At 63.0% G+C, this 18,876-nt stretch carries 23 protein-coding genes; 12 read left to right on the top strand and 11 right to left on the bottom strand.

Translation table 11 applies throughout. The features are described from left to right. Positions 1-35 precede the first annotated feature (35 nt). On the bottom strand, positions 36-1,067 hold the full coding sequence (locus tag C5J24_RS24970) for a serine hydrolase (protein ID WP_105421744.1): 1,032 nt from the start codon (positions 1,065-1,067) through the stop codon (positions 36-38). Between the two features lie 270 nt (positions 1,068-1,337). Between C5J24_RS24970 and C5J24_RS24965 the strand changes: the two genes are divergently transcribed. Further along, on the top strand, positions 1,338-1,604 hold the full coding sequence (locus C5J24_RS24965) for a hypothetical protein (RefSeq protein WP_105422033.1): 267 nt from the start codon (positions 1,338-1,340) through the stop codon (positions 1,602-1,604). Beyond that, positions 1,604-1,843, top strand: a complete 240-nt coding sequence (locus tag C5J24_RS24960; RefSeq protein ID WP_046668285.1) for a hypothetical protein — start codon at positions 1,604-1,606, stop codon at positions 1,841-1,843. The genes C5J24_RS24965 and C5J24_RS24960 overlap by 1 nt, the downstream gene beginning before the upstream one ends. A gap of 6 nt (positions 1,844-1,849) precedes the next feature. Here C5J24_RS24960 and C5J24_RS24955 read toward each other — a convergent pair whose 3' ends face one another. Next, positions 1,850-2,743, bottom strand: a complete 894-nt coding sequence (locus C5J24_RS24955; RefSeq protein WP_105422031.1) for a LysR family transcriptional regulator — start codon at positions 2,741-2,743, stop codon at positions 1,850-1,852. A 100-nt stretch (positions 2,744-2,843) separates the two neighbouring features. Between C5J24_RS24955 and C5J24_RS24950 the strand changes: the two genes are divergently transcribed. Beyond that, positions 2,844-3,584 carry an SDR family oxidoreductase gene (locus C5J24_RS24950; protein WP_105421742.1) on the top strand — a complete coding sequence of 247 codons (741 nt, stop codon included), beginning with the start codon at positions 2,844-2,846 and terminating at the stop codon, positions 3,582-3,584. Positions 3,585-3,608: 24 nt separating this feature from the next. After that, entirely contained in the window at positions 3,609-3,827 is a 219-nt protein-coding gene (locus tag C5J24_RS24945; RefSeq protein ID WP_105421740.1) for a 4-oxalocrotonate tautomerase family protein, read from the top strand. A gap of 87 nt (positions 3,828-3,914) precedes the next feature. Here C5J24_RS24945 and C5J24_RS24940 read toward each other — a convergent pair whose 3' ends face one another. The 3 genes from C5J24_RS24940 to odc2 all read right to left on the bottom strand — a co-directional run bounded on the left by C5J24_RS24940 (position 3,915) and on the right by odc2 (position 6,684). Then, on the bottom strand, positions 3,915-4,604 hold the full coding sequence (locus C5J24_RS24940; RefSeq protein ID WP_105421738.1) for an OmpW family protein: 690 nt from the start codon (positions 4,602-4,604) through the stop codon (positions 3,915-3,917). A 255-nt stretch (positions 4,605-4,859) separates the two neighbouring features. Continuing rightward, positions 4,860-5,429 (bottom strand): GNAT family N-acetyltransferase, encoded by a 570-nt coding sequence (locus tag C5J24_RS24935; RefSeq protein WP_105421736.1) that lies wholly within the window; start codon positions 5,427-5,429, stop codon positions 4,860-4,862. A 121-nt stretch (positions 5,430-5,550) separates the two neighbouring features. Then, a complete protein-coding gene (odc2, locus tag C5J24_RS24930) occupies positions 5,551-6,684 on the bottom strand; it encodes an ornithine/lysine decarboxylase (protein ID WP_105421734.1) in 1,134 nt (377 codons plus the stop codon). Positions 6,685-7,214: 530 nt separating this feature from the next. On the opposite strand from odc2, the gene C5J24_RS24925 reads away from it, so the two are divergent. From C5J24_RS24925 to C5J24_RS24910, 4 genes are all read left to right on the top strand, one after another. After that, positions 7,215-8,108: a LysR family transcriptional regulator gene (locus tag C5J24_RS24925; protein ID WP_105400119.1), complete on the top strand. Its 894-nt coding sequence runs from the start codon at positions 7,215-7,217 to the stop codon at positions 8,106-8,108. 156 nt (positions 8,109-8,264) lie between these two features. After that, the gene (locus C5J24_RS24920) at positions 8,265-9,440 is read left to right on the top strand and encodes a glycosyltransferase (protein WP_105421732.1); all 1,176 of its coding nucleotides are present in this window, start codon (positions 8,265-8,267) and stop codon (positions 9,438-9,440) included. 92 nt (positions 9,441-9,532) lie between these two features. After that, positions 9,533-10,177 (top strand): DUF1007 family protein, encoded by a 645-nt coding sequence (locus C5J24_RS24915; protein WP_105421730.1) that lies wholly within the window; start codon positions 9,533-9,535, stop codon positions 10,175-10,177. Continuing rightward, positions 10,171-11,241 (top strand): nickel/cobalt transporter, encoded by a 1,071-nt coding sequence (locus tag C5J24_RS24910; RefSeq protein WP_371674829.1) that lies wholly within the window; start codon positions 10,171-10,173, stop codon positions 11,239-11,241. The genes C5J24_RS24915 and C5J24_RS24910 overlap by 7 nt, the downstream gene beginning before the upstream one ends. A 6-nt stretch (positions 11,242-11,247) precedes the next feature. On the opposite strand, the gene C5J24_RS24905 is transcribed toward C5J24_RS24910, so the two are convergent. After that, complete coding sequence (locus tag C5J24_RS24905; protein ID WP_105421728.1) at positions 11,248-12,237, bottom strand: zinc-dependent alcohol dehydrogenase family protein; 990 nt, start codon at positions 12,235-12,237, stop codon at positions 11,248-11,250. Positions 12,238-12,341: 104 nt separating this feature from the next. Between C5J24_RS24905 and C5J24_RS24900 the strand changes: the two genes are divergently transcribed. Continuing rightward, on the top strand, positions 12,342-13,241 hold the full coding sequence (locus C5J24_RS24900; RefSeq protein ID WP_105421726.1) for a LysR family transcriptional regulator: 900 nt from the start codon (positions 12,342-12,344) through the stop codon (positions 13,239-13,241). A gap of 5 nt (positions 13,242-13,246) precedes the next feature. Here the strand turns inward: C5J24_RS24900 and C5J24_RS24895 are convergent, their stop codons facing one another. The 5 genes from C5J24_RS24895 to C5J24_RS24875 all read right to left on the bottom strand — a co-directional run bounded on the left by C5J24_RS24895 (position 13,247) and on the right by C5J24_RS24875 (position 16,146). Beyond that, positions 13,247-13,447 (bottom strand): hypothetical protein, encoded by a 201-nt coding sequence (locus tag C5J24_RS24895; protein ID WP_105421724.1) that lies wholly within the window; start codon positions 13,445-13,447, stop codon positions 13,247-13,249. Beyond that, on the bottom strand, positions 13,444-14,139 hold the full coding sequence (locus tag C5J24_RS24890; protein ID WP_105421722.1) for a GNAT family N-acetyltransferase: 696 nt from the start codon (positions 14,137-14,139) through the stop codon (positions 13,444-13,446). Before C5J24_RS24890 ends, C5J24_RS24895 begins: the two co-directional genes overlap by 4 nt. Before the next feature lie 138 nt (positions 14,140-14,277). Continuing rightward, positions 14,278-14,706 carry a VOC family protein gene (locus C5J24_RS24885; protein ID WP_105421720.1) on the bottom strand — a complete coding sequence of 143 codons (429 nt, stop codon included), beginning with the start codon at positions 14,704-14,706 and terminating at the stop codon, positions 14,278-14,280. A 10-nt stretch (positions 14,707-14,716) separates the two neighbouring features. Further along, on the bottom strand, positions 14,717-15,433 hold the full coding sequence (locus tag C5J24_RS24880; RefSeq protein ID WP_105421718.1) for a tellurite resistance TerB family protein: 717 nt from the start codon (positions 15,431-15,433) through the stop codon (positions 14,717-14,719). Between the two features lie 74 nt (positions 15,434-15,507). After that, a complete protein-coding gene (locus C5J24_RS24875; RefSeq protein ID WP_105421716.1) occupies positions 15,508-16,146 on the bottom strand; it encodes a 2-dehydro-3-deoxy-phosphogluconate aldolase in 639 nt (212 codons plus the stop codon). A 164-nt stretch (positions 16,147-16,310) separates the two neighbouring features. Between C5J24_RS24875 and C5J24_RS24870 the strand changes: the two genes are divergently transcribed. Genes C5J24_RS24870 through C5J24_RS24860 form a run of 3 tightly spaced genes read left to right on the top strand, consistent with a single transcriptional unit; the run spans position 16,311 to position 18,750 of the window. After that, a complete protein-coding gene (locus C5J24_RS24870; protein ID WP_105421714.1) occupies positions 16,311-16,808 on the top strand; it encodes a CYTH domain-containing protein in 498 nt (165 codons plus the stop codon). Beyond that, positions 16,783-17,769, top strand: a complete 987-nt coding sequence (locus tag C5J24_RS24865) for a CHAD domain-containing protein (protein ID WP_105421712.1) — start codon at positions 16,783-16,785, stop codon at positions 17,767-17,769. The genes C5J24_RS24870 and C5J24_RS24865 overlap by 26 nt, the downstream gene beginning before the upstream one ends. Before the next feature lie 39 nt (positions 17,770-17,808). Further along, positions 17,809-18,750 (top strand): rhodanese-related sulfurtransferase, encoded by a 942-nt coding sequence (locus tag C5J24_RS24860; protein WP_371674827.1) that lies wholly within the window; start codon positions 17,809-17,811, stop codon positions 18,748-18,750. The last annotated feature ends 126 nt before the right edge of the window (positions 18,751-18,876 follow it).

Raw genomic sequence — 18,876 nt, 5'->3', positions numbered from 1 at the left:
GTGTGCCCGGTCATTCAAGTTTATACAAACTGGCTTTAAACGATGCGGACAGCGCCGATGATTTCGGCGAGCAGGTGGTGCAGGTCGTCGCGATAACCGCTGCGGGCCGAGGGGCCGCTTTCGTCTGACGTCATCACCACGGTGAGGCCGAGCGACGGCACGATATAGAGCATCTGCCCGCCATAACCCCAGCCGAACTTGACCTCCTCGCCGCCGATATTGCGCAGGAACCAGCCGTATCCGTAACCGTCGCCGGAAAAGCGCGAATTGGTGCGCGGCGTCCAGGACTGGTCGATCCAATCCCTCGAGACGACCTGGCGACCGTCCTTCGTCTTGCCGCCGTTGCGGTAGAGTTCCCCGAACGCCAGAAGCGAGCGGGCGGTCATCGCCATCTGGTTGCCGCCGAGATAGATGCCCTGACGGTCGCGTTCCCAGGAGCCGATCCGGAACCCGTCGACCGGATCCAGCCATTCGCGCGCCAGCGCCAGCGTCGATTTGCCGCCGACCTTGGTGAGGACCGCCGAAAGCAGGTGACTGGAGGCGGTCGAATAGAGCATCGAACCGCCGGGATCGTCGTCGAACGGCTGGGCGAGTGCGAACCGCACCCAGTTGCGGCTCGCGATCCAGCGGCCATAGTTCGGCCCGGACAACCTTCCGAGCCCCGCCTGCATCGAGAGAAGATTGCCGATGGTGATCGTGTGGATGCGCGAATCCGGATTGGCCGGCAGGTCGGCCTTCAGGATCGGCGCGATCTTCTGGTCCGGACCTTCGAGCAGCCGGCGGTCGATGGCGATGCCTGTCAAAGCCGAGATGATCGATTTCGAGGCCGACTTGATGTTGGTCGAGGCGTCCAGCGAATGACCGTTGAACGCCCGCTCGGCCAGCATCTCGCCACTACGGGCGACCAGAACGACCTTCAGGGGCTCCAGCTCCGCCGCACCGCCGAGCACAGTATCGAGCGTCACCGGCGGCTGCGGCACAGGTGCCTGGGGCGCGTCCTGCGCAAGGCTGCGGGCCGCAGTCAAGGCGAAAGGGAGGGACAGGAGGGTTGCGCGGCGTGTGATCATGCAGCGAAGCTAGGACGGCCAGGCGGCCGAAACCATGGCGGAAAGGCTCGTTTCACGCAGAGATGATGGAGTGTGAAGCCACTTCCCCGCATATGCGAGGCCTCGTTCCGATTCCTCCGGCAACGAATACCTTCAAGGATCATCCACGGTGGAGCAAAAACGGAAAGCAGTGTATTGGACCATCCCGACCGTCTTCATCGTTGCGTCCCCGATTCCCTCACGGGACCGGACCCGCAGCGCGGGACAGCCGTTTATACGATCGGATACGACATGGCCAAGGCACCCAAGACTGAACATTCCGAACTCGCCGGCGAATTCACCGACGACGGCATTACCGTACTGGTCGATATCTACCGCACTGCCGGCACCCAGGGCGACTGGACGCTCGAAGTCATCACCGAAGAGGATGACGTCACCACCTGGGAAGAGCCGTTTCCGACCGACCGCGAAGCCTTCGACGAGTTCCTGGCGACCGTCGAGCGCGACGGCATCCGCTCCTTCTTCGGCGAACCCGAACCCAATCCAGCGGTGCATTGATGAAGAATGTCGAAGACCTCACCACATCCGCCAAAACCATGCACGACCGCTACGCGTCGGGGCGCATGGACCGCGAAATCGTTCGCCAATGGGTGTTGGGTCTGAGCATGTATCCGGAGCCCTACGGCCGGCATATCCAGGAGGCGGCCTCCTGGTTCAAGCCTTCCCGCGACGACCTTGATCCCGTGGAACTGAAGATCGCCGACCTTGCCAAGCTGCAGGCGATCTATCGGCCGTAAGACACCTCAAAGCCCGGCTTCGGCGAACACCTTGACGATCCAGTCGAGGAAGACGCGCACCCGCGGCGAAAGCTGGCGGTTCTGCGGATAGAGCGCCGAAAGCAGTGTCGGCGGCGGCGGGAAATCGGCAAGCACTTCGACGAGCACGCCCTCGTCGATATCCCGCTGCAGGCGATAACGGGGCGCCTGTATGAGCCCAAAGCCGCGGCGGGCGAGATCGACCATCGTATCGGAATTGTTGACCGTCAGGCGGCTTGGAAGTGTGACGTAGCGCACCTCGTCACTGACGACGAATTCGAGCGGCATGATCTGGCCGGTGCGCGACGAAATGAAGCCGATGGCAAGATGCCCTTCCAGCGCATCGGGTGATTTCGGAAGCCCGTGTTTCTCGACATAGGTACGGCTGGCGCAGGTGATTTCGGTGATGGTTCCGAGCCTGCGCATGATCAGCCCGCTGTCGTCGATCTCGCCTGCCCGGATGACGCAGTCCACGCCTTCGCGAACCAGATCCACCAGCCGGTCGCCCTGGCCGATCTGCAGTTCCAGGAGCGGATAACGGTCGAGGAATTCGTGAAGGCGCGGCAAGAGGAAGGTGCGGGTCAGAAACCCGTGCGCGTCAACCCTCAGCAGGCCGCGCGGCTGCGCGTCCCGAAAGATGTTCTCCGCCTCGTCCACCTCCGCGAGGATCGCGAGGCAACGCTCGTAGAAGGCCCGGCCGTCGAGCGTCGGGGTGACGTAGCGCGTCGTCCGCTCCAGAAGTCGCGTGCCGATCCCCTCCTCGAGCTGTTTGACCGCTTCGGTGACGGTCGAACGGGCAAGGCCTAGATCCGCGGCCGCAGCGGAAAAACTGCGCCGTTCGACGATCCGGACAAAGAGCTGCATGCGGTCGAGGCGATCCATGACCTTGTTCACCACAGGCGAATTCTGATGTCAATTCGCTGCCAATTGTTCTTGCATCGTGTCAGCAATATCTCCTGCTCACCAACCAAGGAGAGATCCCATGACCACCAACGGACAACGCGTCGCGATCGTCACCGGCGCTTCGAAGGGCATCGGCAGAGCCATTGCGCTCCGCCTCGCTGAAGACGGCATCGCCGTCGTCGTCAACTATGCGACCAGCCGGCAGGCCGCCGCCGAGGTCGTTGCACAGATCGAAGCCGGCGGCGGCAAGGCGGTCGCGGTGCAGGCGGATGTCGGCAGCCCGACCGCTGCCGCAACCCTGTTCGACGCCGCCGAACAAAGCTTCGGCGGTGCCGACATCCTCGTCAACAATGCCGGCGTGATGCGGCTCGCGCCGCTCGCCGAGATGGACGACGAGACTTTCGAATTCCAGCTTGCCACAAACCTGATGGGCACGTTCCGCGGCATACGCGAAGCAGGCAAGCGGCTGCGTGACGGCGGCCGCATCATCAATTTCTCGTCGAGCGTCGTCGGCGTCTACGGGCCGGCCTATGGCGGTTATGCCGCCACCAAGGCGGCCGTCGAAGCGATGACCCACGTTGCCTCCAAGGAACTCGGCCGGCGCGGGATCACCGTCAACGCGGTCGCGCCGGGTCCTGTCGAAACCGAGATGTTCATGACCGGCAAGTCCGACGAACTGGTCCGGAACATCGTCAAGACAATCCCGCTCAGCCGTCTCGGCCAGCCGCAGGAGATCGCCACCGTCGTCTCCTTCCTCGCCGGCCCGGACGGCGGCTGGGTCAACGGCCAGGTGCTGCGCGCCAATGGCGGCATGATCTGAAACACCAAACCAAAGGATAGAACAATGCCATTCGTGAACATCAAGACGCCCGAAGCCGCGCTCAGCAAGGCCCAGAAGCAGGAGATCGTCCACCGCACCACCGAGATGCTGGTCGAATACCTGAGCGAGGCCGCACGGCCTCACACCATGGTGCTGATCGAAGAGGTGAAGGACGGCGGATACGGCCGCGCCGACGAGATCTACGTCACCCCGGACGCCTATCGGGCCAAGGACGGCGACTGAGAAACGCAATTCACCGCGAAACTAAAAAACAAGGCCGGCGCCACCTGTCTGGCGCCGGCCCCGTCCCCCACCGATTTTTTTGTTTTTCTAGAAGCGGTAGGTGACGCCTGCCCCGATCAGCCAGGGATTGATTTTCGCCTTGCCGCTCAGCGGCCCGAGCACGTCGTGGTCGGCTTTCCATTTGGTTTCGAGAAAAATTTTCTTCACGTCGAAGTTCACGCCCCAGTGCTGGTCGATCATGTAATCGAAACCGAGCTGCAGGGCCGCGCCGACATTGTTCTCGACGTCGAGATTGTGGAAGCCCGGCTTTTCGGACTGGTTGTAGAAGAGCGAGTAATTGACGCCGGCACCGACATAGGGCTTGAACGCGCCGAAATCGGTGAAGTGGTATTGCAGTGTCAGCGTCGGCGGCAGAAGCCAGGCGCGGCCGACCGGCACGCCGACGGCACCGTCCTCCTTGATATTCGCATAGGTGGTGCCGAGGACCAGTTCGGCCGCGATGTTGTCGGTGAAGAAGTAGCTGATATCGAGCTCGGGGATGACCGAGTCGGAGAAAGACAGGTCCGAACCCGGCACGCCGTTGACCGAACCGCGGTTCTCAGTGATGACGCCCAAGCCGCGCACGCGGATCTGCCAGGGGCTCGATGCCGCCACGGGTTCCTCCGCCGGAGGGGCAACGGAAACGGGCGTCAGATCCGCCGCCGCTGCCCCGAATGCGAAAAAAGCCGCACCCGCGCCCGCGATCCATCTCAGATGCCGTGCCCCGCTCGTGTTCATGTAAGCTCTCCTGCTTGCTTTTTGATCTTGCAGGGAAAGGCTTAGGCGCGGGCAGCGAGAGTCGGATTGATCCGGATCAACCGCTGCCGGCGGATGCGCGGCGGCGGCCCGAAACGGAGAATTTGTCGCACGAAAAACCCCGCCTCGCCGCGGGCGCTCCAACAGGAACGCTCCACCGGAGAGGCGGGGTCTGCGCAGATCGTCGGGGCGCGAGGCCTTGAGTGCTGAATGCCTTGGGTCGGGAACGCGACCTCGTCAGGCCAGCTTGCGCCCGTTGGCGACGATCATGCCGGCGGCACCTTCAAGCCAGCCGGCCTTGAGTTCGAGCGCCAGGAAACGAGAGCGCTCGAAGGGGCCTGGCATGACGAGATGCCGGGTCTTGTCGGCGAAGAAGCCGAACCGTTCGTAATAGGCCGCATCGCCGACCAGCAGGACAGCACCGTGGCCGCGCTTGTGGGCCTCGGTGATCGCTGCACGCATCAGCGCCGCACCGATGCCCTTGCCTTCATGAGCGCAATCGACCGCGAGCGGGCCGAGCAGCAGGGCATCGATGGCCTGACCTTCGGACGAAATGCCGGCCTCTACGTTCCAAAGACGCACGGTACCGATCACGTGGCCGGCGCCGTCGCGGGCAACGATGGCGAGCCCATCGGCCGGCACGCGGTTGCGGCGGATCTTTTCCGACGACTTCCGGCGACGATCCGGGCCCATGGCGCGGTCGAGCAGGGTTTCGCGGGCGACCACGTCGGCCGGCGTTTCGGCGTCGATGGTGAAAGTGGAGTTAGGCGCAAAGAATGCGCGTACAGAATCAAGAACAGCGGCCATCGTGGCCTCCCGTACCCAATACCGTTATGAGCGGCGATGAAGAGGAATTGTGAATTTGCCGCCCCGGCTGGTTACGGGGCCGGCGGTATTAGATGACGCCAGTTAGGCAGGCAAAGCCGCCTTAGATGACGTAGGCCTTCAGGGGGTCGAAACCGTTGAAGGCGACGGCCGAGTAGGTCGTCGTATAGGCGCCGGTGCCTTCGATCAGAACCTCGTCGCCGATCGTCAAGGTGACGGGCAGCGGATACATGTTCTTCTCGTACATCACGTCGGCGCTGTCGCAGGTCGGGCCGGCGAGAACGCAGGGTTCCATCTCGTCGCCGTCCCGCTCGGTGCGGATCGGGTAACGGATGGCCTCATCCATGGTTTCGGCGAGACCGCCGAACTTGCCGATGTCGAGGAAGACCCATCGGTGATTGTCGTTGTCCGACTTCTTCGACACGAGGACGACTTCAGCCTTGATGACGCCCGCATTGCCGACCATGCCGCGACCCGGCTCGATGATCGTCTTCGGCAGGTTGTTGCCGAAATACTTGCGCAGCGAAGCGAAGATCGCCTTGCCGTATTCTTCGGCCTTCGGCACGTCGCGCAGGTACTTGGTCGGGAAACCGCCGCCCATGTTGACCATCTGCAGAACGATGCCCTGCTTTGCAAGCGAACCGAAGACGCGCTTGACATCGGCAAGAGCCGCATCCCAGGCATCGACCTTGGTCATCTGCGAACCGACATGGAAGGACACGCCGTAGGACTCCAGGCCCATCTGGTGCGCGTAGACGAGCACGTCGACGGCCATCTGCGGCACGCAGCCGAACTTGCGCGACAGCGGCCATTCGGCGCCTTCGCCATCGGTCAGCACGCGGCAGAATACCTTTGCGCCGGGAGCCGCGCGGGAGATCTTCTCGACTTCCTCATGGCTGTCGACGGCATAGAGGCCGACGCCGAGCGCGAAGGCGCGAGCGATGTCGCGTTCCTTCTTGATCGTGTTGCCGAAGGAGATGCGGTCGGAGGACGCGCCGGCGTCGAGCGCCATCTGGATTTCGGCGACCGAGGCGCAGTCGAAGTTGGAACCCATCGAAGCAAGCAGCTTCAGGATTGCCGGTTCCGGGTTGGCCTTGACCGCGTAATAGATCGCGCTGTCCGGCAGGGCATGACGGAAAGCGGTGAAATTGTCGCGCACGACGTCGAGATCGACAACAAGATACGGTCCTTCGGGACGCTGGGTCTTGATGAAGTCAAGGATGCGAGCAGTGGTCATCGGTCAGTCCCTTCAAAATCTCAAAGCTCCGGCTGTGAACCGGAGGACAAAGGACGGATGAGAATGCGTTCAGCCCGGTTGGTGGAGACACCGGTACCGTGAACACGCTCAAACGCGCGATAAGTGGATCAACGCTCTGCCACGAACAATGATCCGGCTTTGTCTGCCATGGATTGGAGGGAGGTCCCTACCGCACTTCCGGCAATGATGGTGTGCCTCTTCAGTAACCCCCGCTGATGGAAAGCAGGGAGAGAACAAAAAGGCCCGCACCGTCGTTGCTTCAGATGTCCTCGCATTTCCCGGATGGCCGGAATAGCGACTGGAGGGGTTAGTTCCAGGTACCTTACCGATGACCTCACCAAATAGAGGGTCGGCGGACACCCACGGGCACGTGCGACTTTGGGCTGACCGGGGAGATAAGAATATTCGCAGTCATAATCAAGAGTTTTTTTGCCCATCACCGAAATTTCGCATTGCACAATTCCATGCTAAATCCCAACTACGATCGACCAGACTAAAAGGGGCGACATTTGGACACTCTAACGCGCATGCGGGCCTTCATCGATGTGGTTGAAGCAGAAGGCTTTTCAGCCGCAGCCCGGCGGACCGGGCGGTCGAAGGCTCTGCTTTCCAAATACGTGCGCGAACTGGAAGACGATCTCGGCGCGCTGCTGCTCAATCGCACTACCCGCCAGTTCTCGATGACCGAGGCCGGCCACACCTATTACCGGACCGCCGCCGACATCCTCAAGGAGATCGACAATCTCGCCGACCTGGTGCGCGAGAACAATGCCGACCTGAAGGGACGCCTGCGCGTTTCCGTGCCCCGGACCTTCATCGATGCCGAGGTCGGCCAGTCGCTGATCGATTTCGCCAAGAGCCACACGGAAGTGTCGCTGGAAATCGTCGCCGAGGACCGGTTCGTCGACCTGATCGAGGAAAATTTCGACCTCGCGATCCGAATCACCAAGCTCGAGGATTCCGGGCTGATCGCCCGAAAGCTCTCAGACTTCCGGGTCTATACGGTAGCAACCGCCGATTTCGTCGCCAAATACGGTCCGCTCGAACACCCGCAGGACCTGAACCGCGTCCCCTTCATCATCGACACCAATTCCCGCTGGCACAACAATGTCCGCTTCACCGACAAGGACGGCTCGACCATCTCGGTCGCCGTCAGCGGCCCGGTCGAGATCAACAGCCCACAGGCGACGTTGCGTGCCGCCCGCGCGGGCCTCGGCGTCGCAATCATCCCGGATTTCATCGCCAACGCCTCGATCCAGTCGGGCGAACTGGTGACGCTGTTCGACGATTATATTGCCAAGGACCGAGGTATCTACGCGGTCTACCCGCATCGCCGCTACCTGCCGGCCAAGGTCAGGAGCTTCGTCGACTTCCTCTCCACTTGGTTCCGCCGCCAGCATTGACCGATCCGGGCGCCCGGCGCCTCGCCGGTCCCTACGGCAAATGAGGTAACGCCTCCGCGGCAAGTCGACCTATTGGCCGGCTTGCTCGAGCCTGGCCTCGATCAGCATAGTACGGCTCAGCGTGCGAAAATCTGGCATCGCGGAGGATCGACGTCCATGCAGAAAAGCCTGGCGATGTTCGTGTCGGCGCCGGTGATCGAGGCCGCGAACGGCAAGCTGGTGCTCGACAAGAAGTTCGTTTCCGGCATGGCCCTGCATGTGCAGCACTGGTCGGGGCCGGTCACCTGCTTCATCCGGCGCGGCGCGACCGACATACCGTTCGGCGGGCGTTACGACATCGGCGAACTTGATTTCCGGGTGCGTATCCTGGAGCCGGAGGAACGGGTGTCGGTGGACCATCTCGCCGATTTCGACCTCGCGCTGCTGTCGGGAGATTCCTACCTCGACCTCTTAGCCCCCGAGGCGATTCGGAAAGCCAGGAGCGCCGTGGTCTACTCGATCGAATACACCCACCAGACCCGGCTGCAGATCATCTCGCTCGACGATACGCGCAGCCTGCCGCGGAAAATCTACGGCATGGCCTGGACGGTGATGCAGGAATACAAGCGCAAGCGCGCGTTCCGCGCCGCCCGCGGCATCCAGGCAAACGGTTACCCGGCCCACACGGCCTACCGCGACATGGGCGGCAGCCAACTCCTCTATCTCGACAACCGCATGAAACCGGCGATGTTCGCGACGCCGCAGGAGATGACCGCCCGAAAACGGCATCTCCTGAGCGGCGAGCCGTTGCGGCTCATCCATTCCGGGCGGCTGGAACCGATGAAGGGCGTGCAGGACCTCGTTCCGATCGCCAGGCTGCTTGGCGAACGGGGCGTCGATTTCACCCTGACGATCTACGGCGAGGGAAGCCTGTCTGGTGCGATCGACGCCGATATCCGCAGGCACTGGCTTCACGACTGCGTCTTCCTCAAGGATCCGGTCGATTTCGAGCAGGAGCTCGTGCCGCTGACGCGCAACCGGGCCGATATCTTCCTCAGTTGCCACAGGCAGTCGGATCCCTCCTGCACCTATATCGAGACGATGGGCTGTGGCGTGCCGATCGTCGGTTACGACAACAGGATGTGGTCGGCGCTGATGGCCGAATCGAAAGCCGGCTGGATCGCCCCGCTCAGCGACATCAGGGCGGTGGCCGATCGGCTGACCGCCCTCGACAAGGACCGCTCGTCCATCCTGGAGTGCGCCGAGAATGCGCTTCAGTTCGCTAAGGGCTGGGATTTCGAGAGCCAGTTCCGCAAACGCATGGAGCATCTGGAAAATCTCACCCGGCACTAGACCGGGACTGGACATGGGGCCGGTTCGAGTCGAAATTCCGTCTCATTTACGCTGCACTGCAAGGGGCGGACGAACCGGGAGCCACAGGGCGAATGCGATATCGAGTCATGACCATTGCCGCGCTGGCGGCAGCCTGTCTTCCGCTGCCCGCTATCGCCCATCCACACATCTTCGCCGAGGCGCGGCTCGAAGTGGTGGCCGGCACCGACGGTAATATCTCGGAACTGCACAATGTCTGGCGGTTCGACGAGGTGTTCTCGTCGAGCGTGCTGCTGGATTTCGACAAGAACACCGACCTGAAGCTCGACGCGAAGGAACTTGCCGCGCTCGGCGAGGTGATGCGCAAGTCGCTCGGCGACTACCACTATTTCACGACGATTACGGTGAACGGCGCGACCGTCGGGGTGCAGAAGCCGGACGTGATCCACGTCTCGCTCGACGGCAACCAGCTCCTTGTCCTGTTTGCGGTCAAGCCCGAAAAGCCGGTGCCGCTCAAGGGCCGGCTGGCCTTCGGCGTCTATGACCCTTCGATGTACACCTCGATCGACTTCCCGACCGATGGCGACCTGAACGTCAAGGGCGACGGTTTTTCGCATTGCCAGCACAAGGTGGTGCGCCCCGACCCCGATGAGGTGATCTCGCAGAACAGCAAGTCGCTGACGGACGCCTTCTTCAACGATCCGACCGGCACCGACATGTCGAAACTCTTCGCCACCCGACTGGAACTGACATGCTGACGATCCGCCGTGCCCTCTCCCCTTCGGCCATGATCCCTGCCCTTCTCGTTGTTGCGGCGGGAGGAATCCTGATGACGGGTTCGGCGCATGCGCAATCACCCCTCGGCGTCGGTTCGGCCGAACCCTCCTTCTCGGTCGGCGGACCGCTCGGTCCGTTTTTCGCCTGGATCAATTTTTACCAGCAGTCCTTCTACCGGGCGCTGACCGGTTCGCTGAAGGCGATGCGCGAGGACCCGTGGGCGCTTTCCGGTCTGATCGGGCTCTCGTTCGCTTATGGCGTCTTTCATGCCGCCGGTCCCGGCCATGGCAAGGCGGTGATCTCCTCCTACATGATCGCCAACGAAGTCGAACTTCGGCGCGGCGTCGTCATCTCCTTCATCTCCGCGCTGCTCCAGGGCCTGGTGGCCGTGCTGCTCGTCGGCGCGGCCTATCTGGTACTGCGCGGTTCGGGCATCACCATGACGGCGGCGACCCAGGCGATGGAGATCGCCAGCTTCGCCATGGTCGCCCTTTTCGGCGCCTGGCTGCTGGTGAAGAAGATCCGGGCGCTTCGGATGCGCGTCGTCAACATGCCAATGGCAGCCCCCGCCGGTAACGGACGCGGCTCCACCGGGCTCAATTTCCAGGCCGTCGAGATCGACGACCACGACTACCAGGGAACCGGCGACTATTGCGAAACCTGCGGCGTCAGCCACATGCCCGATCCGGCCCTGCTGAAGTCCAGGGATTTCAGCCTGCACGAGGCCTGGTCGGCGATCATTGCTGTCGGCCTGCGCCCCTGCTCGGGCGCGATCCTGGTAATGAGTTTCGCGCTTTTGAACAGCCTCTATCTCGGCGGCGTGCTTTCGGTTCTCGCCATGTCGATCGGCACGGCGATCACCGTCACCATCCTTGCGACACTCGCGGTCACCGCCAAGGACCTCGCCGTCCGCTTTGCCGGCCCCGGCTCGCGCACTGGGCGGCGCGTCACCCATGCGATCGAGATCGGCGGCGCCTTGTTCGTGCTGCTGGTCGGCCTGTCGCTGCTCGGCGCCGCGCTGCAGGCCTCTGGCCCCGGCGGCTGATGCCGATCAGACCGTGACGACGATCTTTCCGAACTGCGCATTCGATTCCAGAAAGCGATGCGCTTCGGCGATCTCCTCGAACGGAAACGTCCTGGCGACGACCGGCTTCAGCAGCCCTCTCTCCACGCCATCGGCAATGAAGGACCTGGCCTCCGCCAGTCGAGCCGGATCGCCGGTGATTTCGTGGACGAGATAGCCCCGCAAGGTCAGGCGTTTCGCAAGCACCTCGAAGAGGGGAAACAGCGTCGGCTCTCCACTCAGGCCGCCGTACTCGATGAGGATCCCGCCGCGCGACATCGCGGCGGTCAGCGGCTGGAAAATCGGCCCGCCGATCGCATCGAACACCACCCGGACGCCGTTCTTCCCGGCTATCTCCTCAAGCCTCGCCTGCAGGTCCTCTTCCGAAGAAACGATCACCTCGGCCGCTCCCGCATCCAGCAGGGCCTGCTTCTTGACCGAGTTGCGCGTTACGGCAATCGGGACGGCACCCACGAGCCTGGCCATCTGGATCGCCGCCAGTCCGACACTGCTCGATGCCGCGGTGATGACAATGAAATCACCGCGTTTTAGCCCCGCAATGCCGATCAGCGCGCCATAGGCGGTCAGATAGGCCATCCAGAGCGCCGCGGCGCCGACGAAGTCGAGCCTTGCCGGATGTTTCACGATCATCGATTCGGGAAAGGTGACGAGATCGCCATAGGCCGGCCAGCGGACCATCGAGATCGGCGGTATGATGCTGACGACATCGCCCACGACGAAATTCTCCACCCCTTCACCGACCTCATCGACGATACCGGCCGCTTCGAGCCCGAGGCCTGATGGAAGCACCGGCGTCTCGATATAGGTCCCGGCGCGGAGCAGCGCTTCGGCACGGTTGAGACCGAGCGCCTTGACCCGGATGCGGACCTCGTCCCTGCCGGGCGGCTGAGGTTCGAAAGCCTCGATGCGCAGAACCTCCGGCCCACCATGTTCATGAAAGCGGATGATACGTGCCATTTCTTCCAAACTCCAAAATAATCGAATGGAATGAGCTATGCCGATCTCCAGATCGGCGATAAATCAGCCTTTCGGTATTTCAGAAGAAACCAGGTGTTTTGAATATGGACCGGCTGACCAGCATGGCCGTCTTCGTCAAGGCGGTGGATCTCGGCTCCTTTGCGGCCGCAGCCGCCGCGCTCGACATGTCGGCACCGATGGTCGGCAAGCATGTCCAGTTTCTGGAAGAGCGGCTCGGCGTGCGACTTCTCCACCGTACGACGCGCCGCCAGAGCCTGACGGATTTCGGGCGTGATTATTACGACCGCTGCCGGCTGATCCTGTCGGAGTCCGCCGCCGCGGATGCGCTCGCCGCAGACCATCAGTCCGAACCGCGCGGCAGGCTGCGCATCACCATGCCCGTCCATTTCGGCCGGCATTGCGTGCTTCCCGTGCTGATGGAATTCGCCCGCAGGTATCCGGCGCTGGAGCTGGATCTCTCCTTTGCGGACCGCCTCGTCGATCTTGCGGAAGACGGCTACGATCTGGCGATCAGGACCGGTGAGCTTGGCGACCGGAGCGGAGTGATCGCCCGCAAAGTGGCCCGCCAGCAGATGATCGTCTGCGCCTCGCCGGCCTATATCGCCGAGGCCGGACAACCGCGCGCGATTGAGGATCTGATGTCCCACCGGGCGGTTGTCTATCGCCGGACCGGCCCCGTTCCGCCCTGGCTGTTTCCGTGCGATGGTGCCCCGCCCGTCGAAGTGTCGCCGCCCAATCGCTTTCGGCTTGACGATCTCGACGCGGTTGCCGATGCGGCGGCGATGGGAATGGGGCTTGCCTGGCTGCCCTCCTGGCTGGTGCGGGAACGTATCCGCCAGGGCGCGCTGGTGCGGCTGCTGCCGGAGGAGCCACCATTTCTGTATGATTGTTATGCGCTGTGGCTGCAGACGCCGCATCTGCCACTCAAGGTCCGCCTGACGGTCGACGCCCTGGCCGCCGCGCTACCCCGGCTGATGACTTGAGGCGTTTATCTACGGCGCTGGTAGCGTGCCCGCAGCCAGAAGATCGCGAAGAAGCCGAGCAGCAGCATCGAGCCGACGACCACGGCCAGCACCGGGGAAAACTGGGCGATCCACATGACGATCGTCGGCAAGAAATAGATCACCAGCCCGATGCCTGCGAGGATCACCGCCGCGGCGATCGCCTGCGATTTTGCCTCGGGCGTCATGCCGCCACTCCCTTGGCAAGCTCGGCGCGGATATCTTCGAGCCGCCGCTTCTGGGTGCCATCCGCCTCGAAATTCTCGGGCGAAAGCCATGCTTCGAAAGCGGCCTTCAGGAGCGGCCATTCCACATCGATCATCGAAAACCAGGCAGTATCGCGATTGGCGCCCTTGGAGATGACATGCTGGCGGAACACGCCTTCGAAGGTGAAGCCGTAGCGACGGGCGGATGCCTTGCTTGGCTCGTTCTCGTTGTGGCATTTCCATTCGTAGCGGCGGTAATCGAGCCCTTCGAACACGTGCCTGGCCATCAGGTAATGCACTTCGGTCGACAGCGGCGAACGCTTCATGTCGGCGCCGTGCGCGACGGAGCCGACCTCGATGACACCGTTCTTCGGGTCCGGCCGCATGTAGCTCGCCATGCCGACCACCTTGCCGGTGGCGTTGTCGCGCGACACGAGCGTCACGAAATTCGAATGGACGCGGGCGTTTTCCAGCCAGTCGCCGAAGGCGCCGACATCGGCAAAATCGTCGTTGGGAAAATATTTGAGAAGCGGATTGATGCCGTCTGCGCCGCCGAGCCCGTCCCACAGCGCCTGGAGGTGGGTGTCCCTGTCATAGGGTTCGAGCGTCACGAACCGGCCCTTGAGGGTGACCGGAGCCGGGGCGGCAACTTTGTAGTTCTTCAGATCGCGCATATCAGCCTCTTGCATCGTGGCTGAGGCTTAGGCCAGCGACGGGGGAAAGGCAACCGGTGGGCCACGCCCTGCCCACCGGTCAGGCGACAAGACTTCGCGAAGACGCACGGAGGCCGATTGAAGACCGCGTCTTCGTGGTCAAGCTCGCCCATCCGGATATTCCGCCGGCCCCTTGATCTCGATCTTGTTGCCGAACGGATCATGGATGTAAAACGAGTGCCCCATGCCTCGAGCCCCGCCGTGGAAAGCCTCCTGAGCAATCTCGATGCCGTGGCTTTGCAAATGCAGGCGCAGTTCATCGTGATCGAAAGGGCTGGTCGCGATACAGATGTGATCCACGTTGCGGCCACCGGCGACCGGAGGAGCAGCCTTTTTTCCGCCCGGATGCGTTATGTCCCACAAAACGATCAGCGACGACCCGCACCAGACCTGTTCCATCCCAAGGGCCGGGTACGAATAACCCGGCCGGCAACCCAGGACGCCGCAATAGAAATCAAGCGCACGCTCCATGTCGTCGACCAGAAGGACAACATGATCGATGCCGACAGGAGAAAAAGGGATCGCCATGACGGGTGCCTTACGCCTTGACCTTGGCCGCAGATACCGTCGCGTCGATATGGGCGATCAGCGCATCGTCCAACCCGAGGCGGCCGGCGAGCAGATCGAGGTAGCCGCGTTCGGCGCGGGTGTCCGGATCGATGGTCAGGCGCGAGGCGGCGTAGATCTCGACCTTTTGCTCCTCGGTGCGGGCAGCGGCGACGAGGTCGTCGATATCGATCGGATTGGCGAGTTCGTTCTCGATGAAGGCTTCCGCCTCGGCGCCGAGATCGACCGCATGCACCTTGTCCATGATGTTGGCGCGCTCGCCGGCATCGATATGCCCATCGGCCTTGGCGGCGGCGATCATTGCCCGCACGAGCGTCAGCGCAAAATCGTTGGTGAGAGCGGGAGACTGCGGATGGAAGGGGGAATCGGTCGGCGGCGTCAGGAGCGGCTTGTCGGCCTGAGGTGCCGGCTGAGGCACGGCTTCGGGAGACTTGCCGGACTGATAGTTCTTGTAGGCGAGATAACCGAGGCCGGCGATCGCCGCAATGCCGCCGACGGCGGCGACATTGCCGGCAATGTTGCGGCCGGTCTTGGTGCCGAGGACGGCCGCGAGGATGGCGCCGGTGGCGAGCGGGTTGTTCTTGGCAAGCTGGGTCGCCTGCCCTGCCCGGTCCCTCACACTTCCTCCCGACATACCCGGAATCTGTGACCCCAGAAATTGGTCGAGAAGCTTCTTTGCGTCGAACATCGCACATCTCCCTGTTGTGTTTCCGGGGAAAGATAGGGATGCGATTGTGAAATTACAAAGACGGGTTGCGGGGTTTACGCCTTCAGCGCCGCCGCTTCGGAAGCGAGCTTGGTGATGCCGGCCCAGTCACCTGCCAAGACCAGCTCTTTCGGCGCGACCCAGGAGCCGCCGACGCAGATGACGTTCGGCAGCGACAGGTAGTCGTTGGCGTTCTTCAGCGAAATGCCGCCGGTCGGGCAGAACAGCGTGCCGGCGAGCGGCGAGGACAACGCCTTCAGGTAAGCGGCGCCGCCGGCCTGTTCAGCGGGGAAAAATTTCAGCACCTCGAAGCCGGCTTCGCGCAGCGTCATCACTTCGCTGGCGGTCGCAGCACCCGGCAGAAGCGGCACGGGAGAGTCCTTGGCGGCGGAAAGCACGCCGGGTGTCACGCCGGGCGAGACGATGAAGGTCGAGCCCGCCTTGACGGCCGCTTCGTAGTCGCGGGCGTTGAGGATGGTGCCGGCACCGACATTGGCGCCTTCGACTTCGGCGGCCACCGCCTTGACCGCATCGAGGGCGGCCGGGGTGCGCATGGTGATCTCGATGGCCCTCAGGCCGCCGGCGACCAGCGCCCGTGCCAGGCCCACCGCCGACTTGGCGTCGTCGACGATCAGCACCGGTACCACCGGCTGCAGTTTCAGGATGGAAAGCAGCTTTTCCGTCTTGCCGGTCATGGTAAGGTCTCCGCTGAAACGATTGAAACTTTGAGGTCGAGATACCCCTCAAGCCCGTCATTGTCGAGAAAAAACAGGCCTCCGACGTCGAACGGGTTTGCGGGACGCGGAGTTTGCACTAGGGTTGCAACAATTGTGGAAGTTCCCGAGGCGGCGGGTGGAGCATGGCCAAGGAAATCGAACGGAAATTTCTGGTGAAGAGCGACGGTTGGCGCTCGGAGGTCTCGTCATCCTCCGATTTCCTGCAGGCCTATGTCGCATCCGGCGACGACCGTTCGGTACGGGTGCGGATCATGGACGGCAAGCGCGCCAAGCTGACCATCAAGATCGGCCGGGAACTGCTAGCCCGCGACGAATTCGAATACGAAATTCCGCTTGGCGACGCCGAGGAGATGGCGAACGCCGCCGTCGGCGTGGTGCTCCAAAAGACCCGCCACGAGGTCCGGCACGGGGGTTATACCTGGGAGGTGGATGTCTATGACGGAGCCTACAAGGGACTGGTCGTCGCCGAGGTCGAGGTGGAGGACGAGGGCGCGCTGCCCGACATTCCGGACTGGATCGGCGAGGAGATCACCGGCGACCGGCGGTATTCCAACATGGTGATGGCGACTGAAGATTTGAGCGGAGAATTGTGTCATGGCGTACCGTCTGCGGCCCGCTAAATCCTTCACCGACGAGTTCCGCTCGGTTGCGGAAAGCCAGCTTTCCCACGCGATCCGGCTGCTGCAAGACCAGCCGGACGGGCCGCACGAAGCGGTGCACGGCGCGCGAAAACGCTTCAAGCGGGTGCGTGCGCTCTACCGGCTGATCCAGCCGGACGCAAAAACGTTCCGCCGGCAGGAAAACACCCGTATCCGCGACATGGCGCAGACGCTGTCGGCCGTGCGCGACGCCACGGCTTTGGTCGAGACGGTCGACTACCTCGCCGGCCACGCAGGTTCTCCCGAAGAGCTTGCCGCCCTCACCGCGGCCTCCACGGCGCTGAGCGAACGTCGCGACCGGATCGCTTCGGAGGAACACGACCTGCCGGCCAAGATGGCGGCCGCCGCCGACACCTGCCGCGCGGCGATCGCAGCCCTCGACGACCTTGATCTCGACGACGATCCGCACAAGACGGCCAAGCGGCTCGCCAGGGCCTGGAAGGACCAGCGCGAGAAGGCGCTCGGCGCACTCGCCGGCTGCGAGGAACACGGCGACGCGGAGACCTATCACGAGCTGCGCAAATGCGGCCAGACCTACTGGATGCACCTGTCGCTGCTCGGCGGGATCTGGCCTTCGGCCATGCTCGCCAAGCAGCAGCAGGCGAAGGCCCTGGTCGACCTGCTCGGCCACGAACACGATCTTTCGGTGCTGACCGGGCTCGTCAACGAAAACCCTGAACTGTTCGGCGACAGCGATACGCTCGCCCGGGTGCTCGGCGCCATCATCGCCCGCCAGCAGGCGCTGCGGCACGAAGGCCTGGAAGCCGCCCACGAAGTGTTTGCCGACAGCCCCGAGACGGAAAGCGGCCTGATCGCGCTGCTGTGGGAAAAGGCGGCCACCGCGCCGCGCAAGGAGCGCCGTGCGGCAAAGCTGCACAGGGCCGTCGCGGCGCACGAGAAAGAAACCGCGTTGCGCGGATAGTCCGGAAACTGTATTTCAGCGCCCATGACCGAAAACATCATGCAAACCCGCCCGGAGGCCAAACCGGAAGCGACGGGCGCCTGGCTCGTCGCCGCGCTCTATCATTTTGCGCGTTTCGACCGCTATGAGAGCTTCCGCGAGCCGCTGCAGGCCTTCTGCGACGAGAACGGCATCAAGGGCACGCTGCTGATCGCCCGCGAGGGGATCAACGGCACGGTTGCCGGTTCCGACGCGGCGATATCAGACCTTCTCGCCTATCTGCGCGCCCAGCCGGAATTCGCACGCCTCGAGCACAAGGAAAGCCGCGCGTCGAAGATGCCCTTCCTGCGCATGAAGGTGCGGCCGAAGAAGGAAATCGTCACCATGGGCGTCGAGGATATCGACCCCAAGCGCATCGTCGGCACCTATGTCGAGCCGAAGGACTGGAACGCGCTGATCTCCGATCCGGAAACGATCGTCATCGACACCCGCAACGATTACGAAACGGCGATCGGCATCTTCAAGGGCGCGGTCGATCCGCAGACCAAGACGTTTCGCGAGTTTCCCGACTGGGTGAAGAACAATTCCGGCCTCCACAACAAGCCGAAGATCGCCATGTACTGCACCGGCGGCATCCGCTGCGAGAAGGCAACCGCCTTCATGAAGGAACAGGGCTTCGACGAGGTTTTCCACCTGAAGGGCGGCATCCTCAAATATCTCGAAGAGGTGCCCGCAGAGGAAAGCCTCTGGGAAGGCGCCTGCTTCGTCTTCGACGAGCGGGTCTCCGTGGAGCACGGGCTGAAGGAGGGCAACCACAAGCTCTGCCACGCCTGCCGCAGCCCTATCACCGCGGAAGAGGTAACCTCGCCCCATTACGAGGAAGGCGTCTCCTGCTCCACCTGCTACCCGACCCGCACCGAGGAAGACCGCGATCGCTACCGCCAGCGGCAACTCCAGATTTCGCTCGCCAAAAAGCGTGGCGTGAGGCATATCGGCGGCTGAGAGCCCGTCCGAGAATTGGGTTGAGTGATCGGGCCGATGATGATTCCAAGAAGGTGTCTGAAGCCTGAATGGAAGCGCCATGTGGAACCCGACCACCCGGCGGCAGTATAGTCGCAAACAGCCACG

It is taken from the genome of Neorhizobium sp. T25_27, from assembly GCF_002968565.1.
GTDB classification, from domain to species: domain Bacteria; phylum Pseudomonadota; class Alphaproteobacteria; order Rhizobiales; family Rhizobiaceae; genus Neorhizobium; species Neorhizobium tomejilense.
The sequence above is the reverse complement of the archived record's forward strand: the minus strand, read 5'-3'. Positions and strand labels throughout refer to the sequence as shown.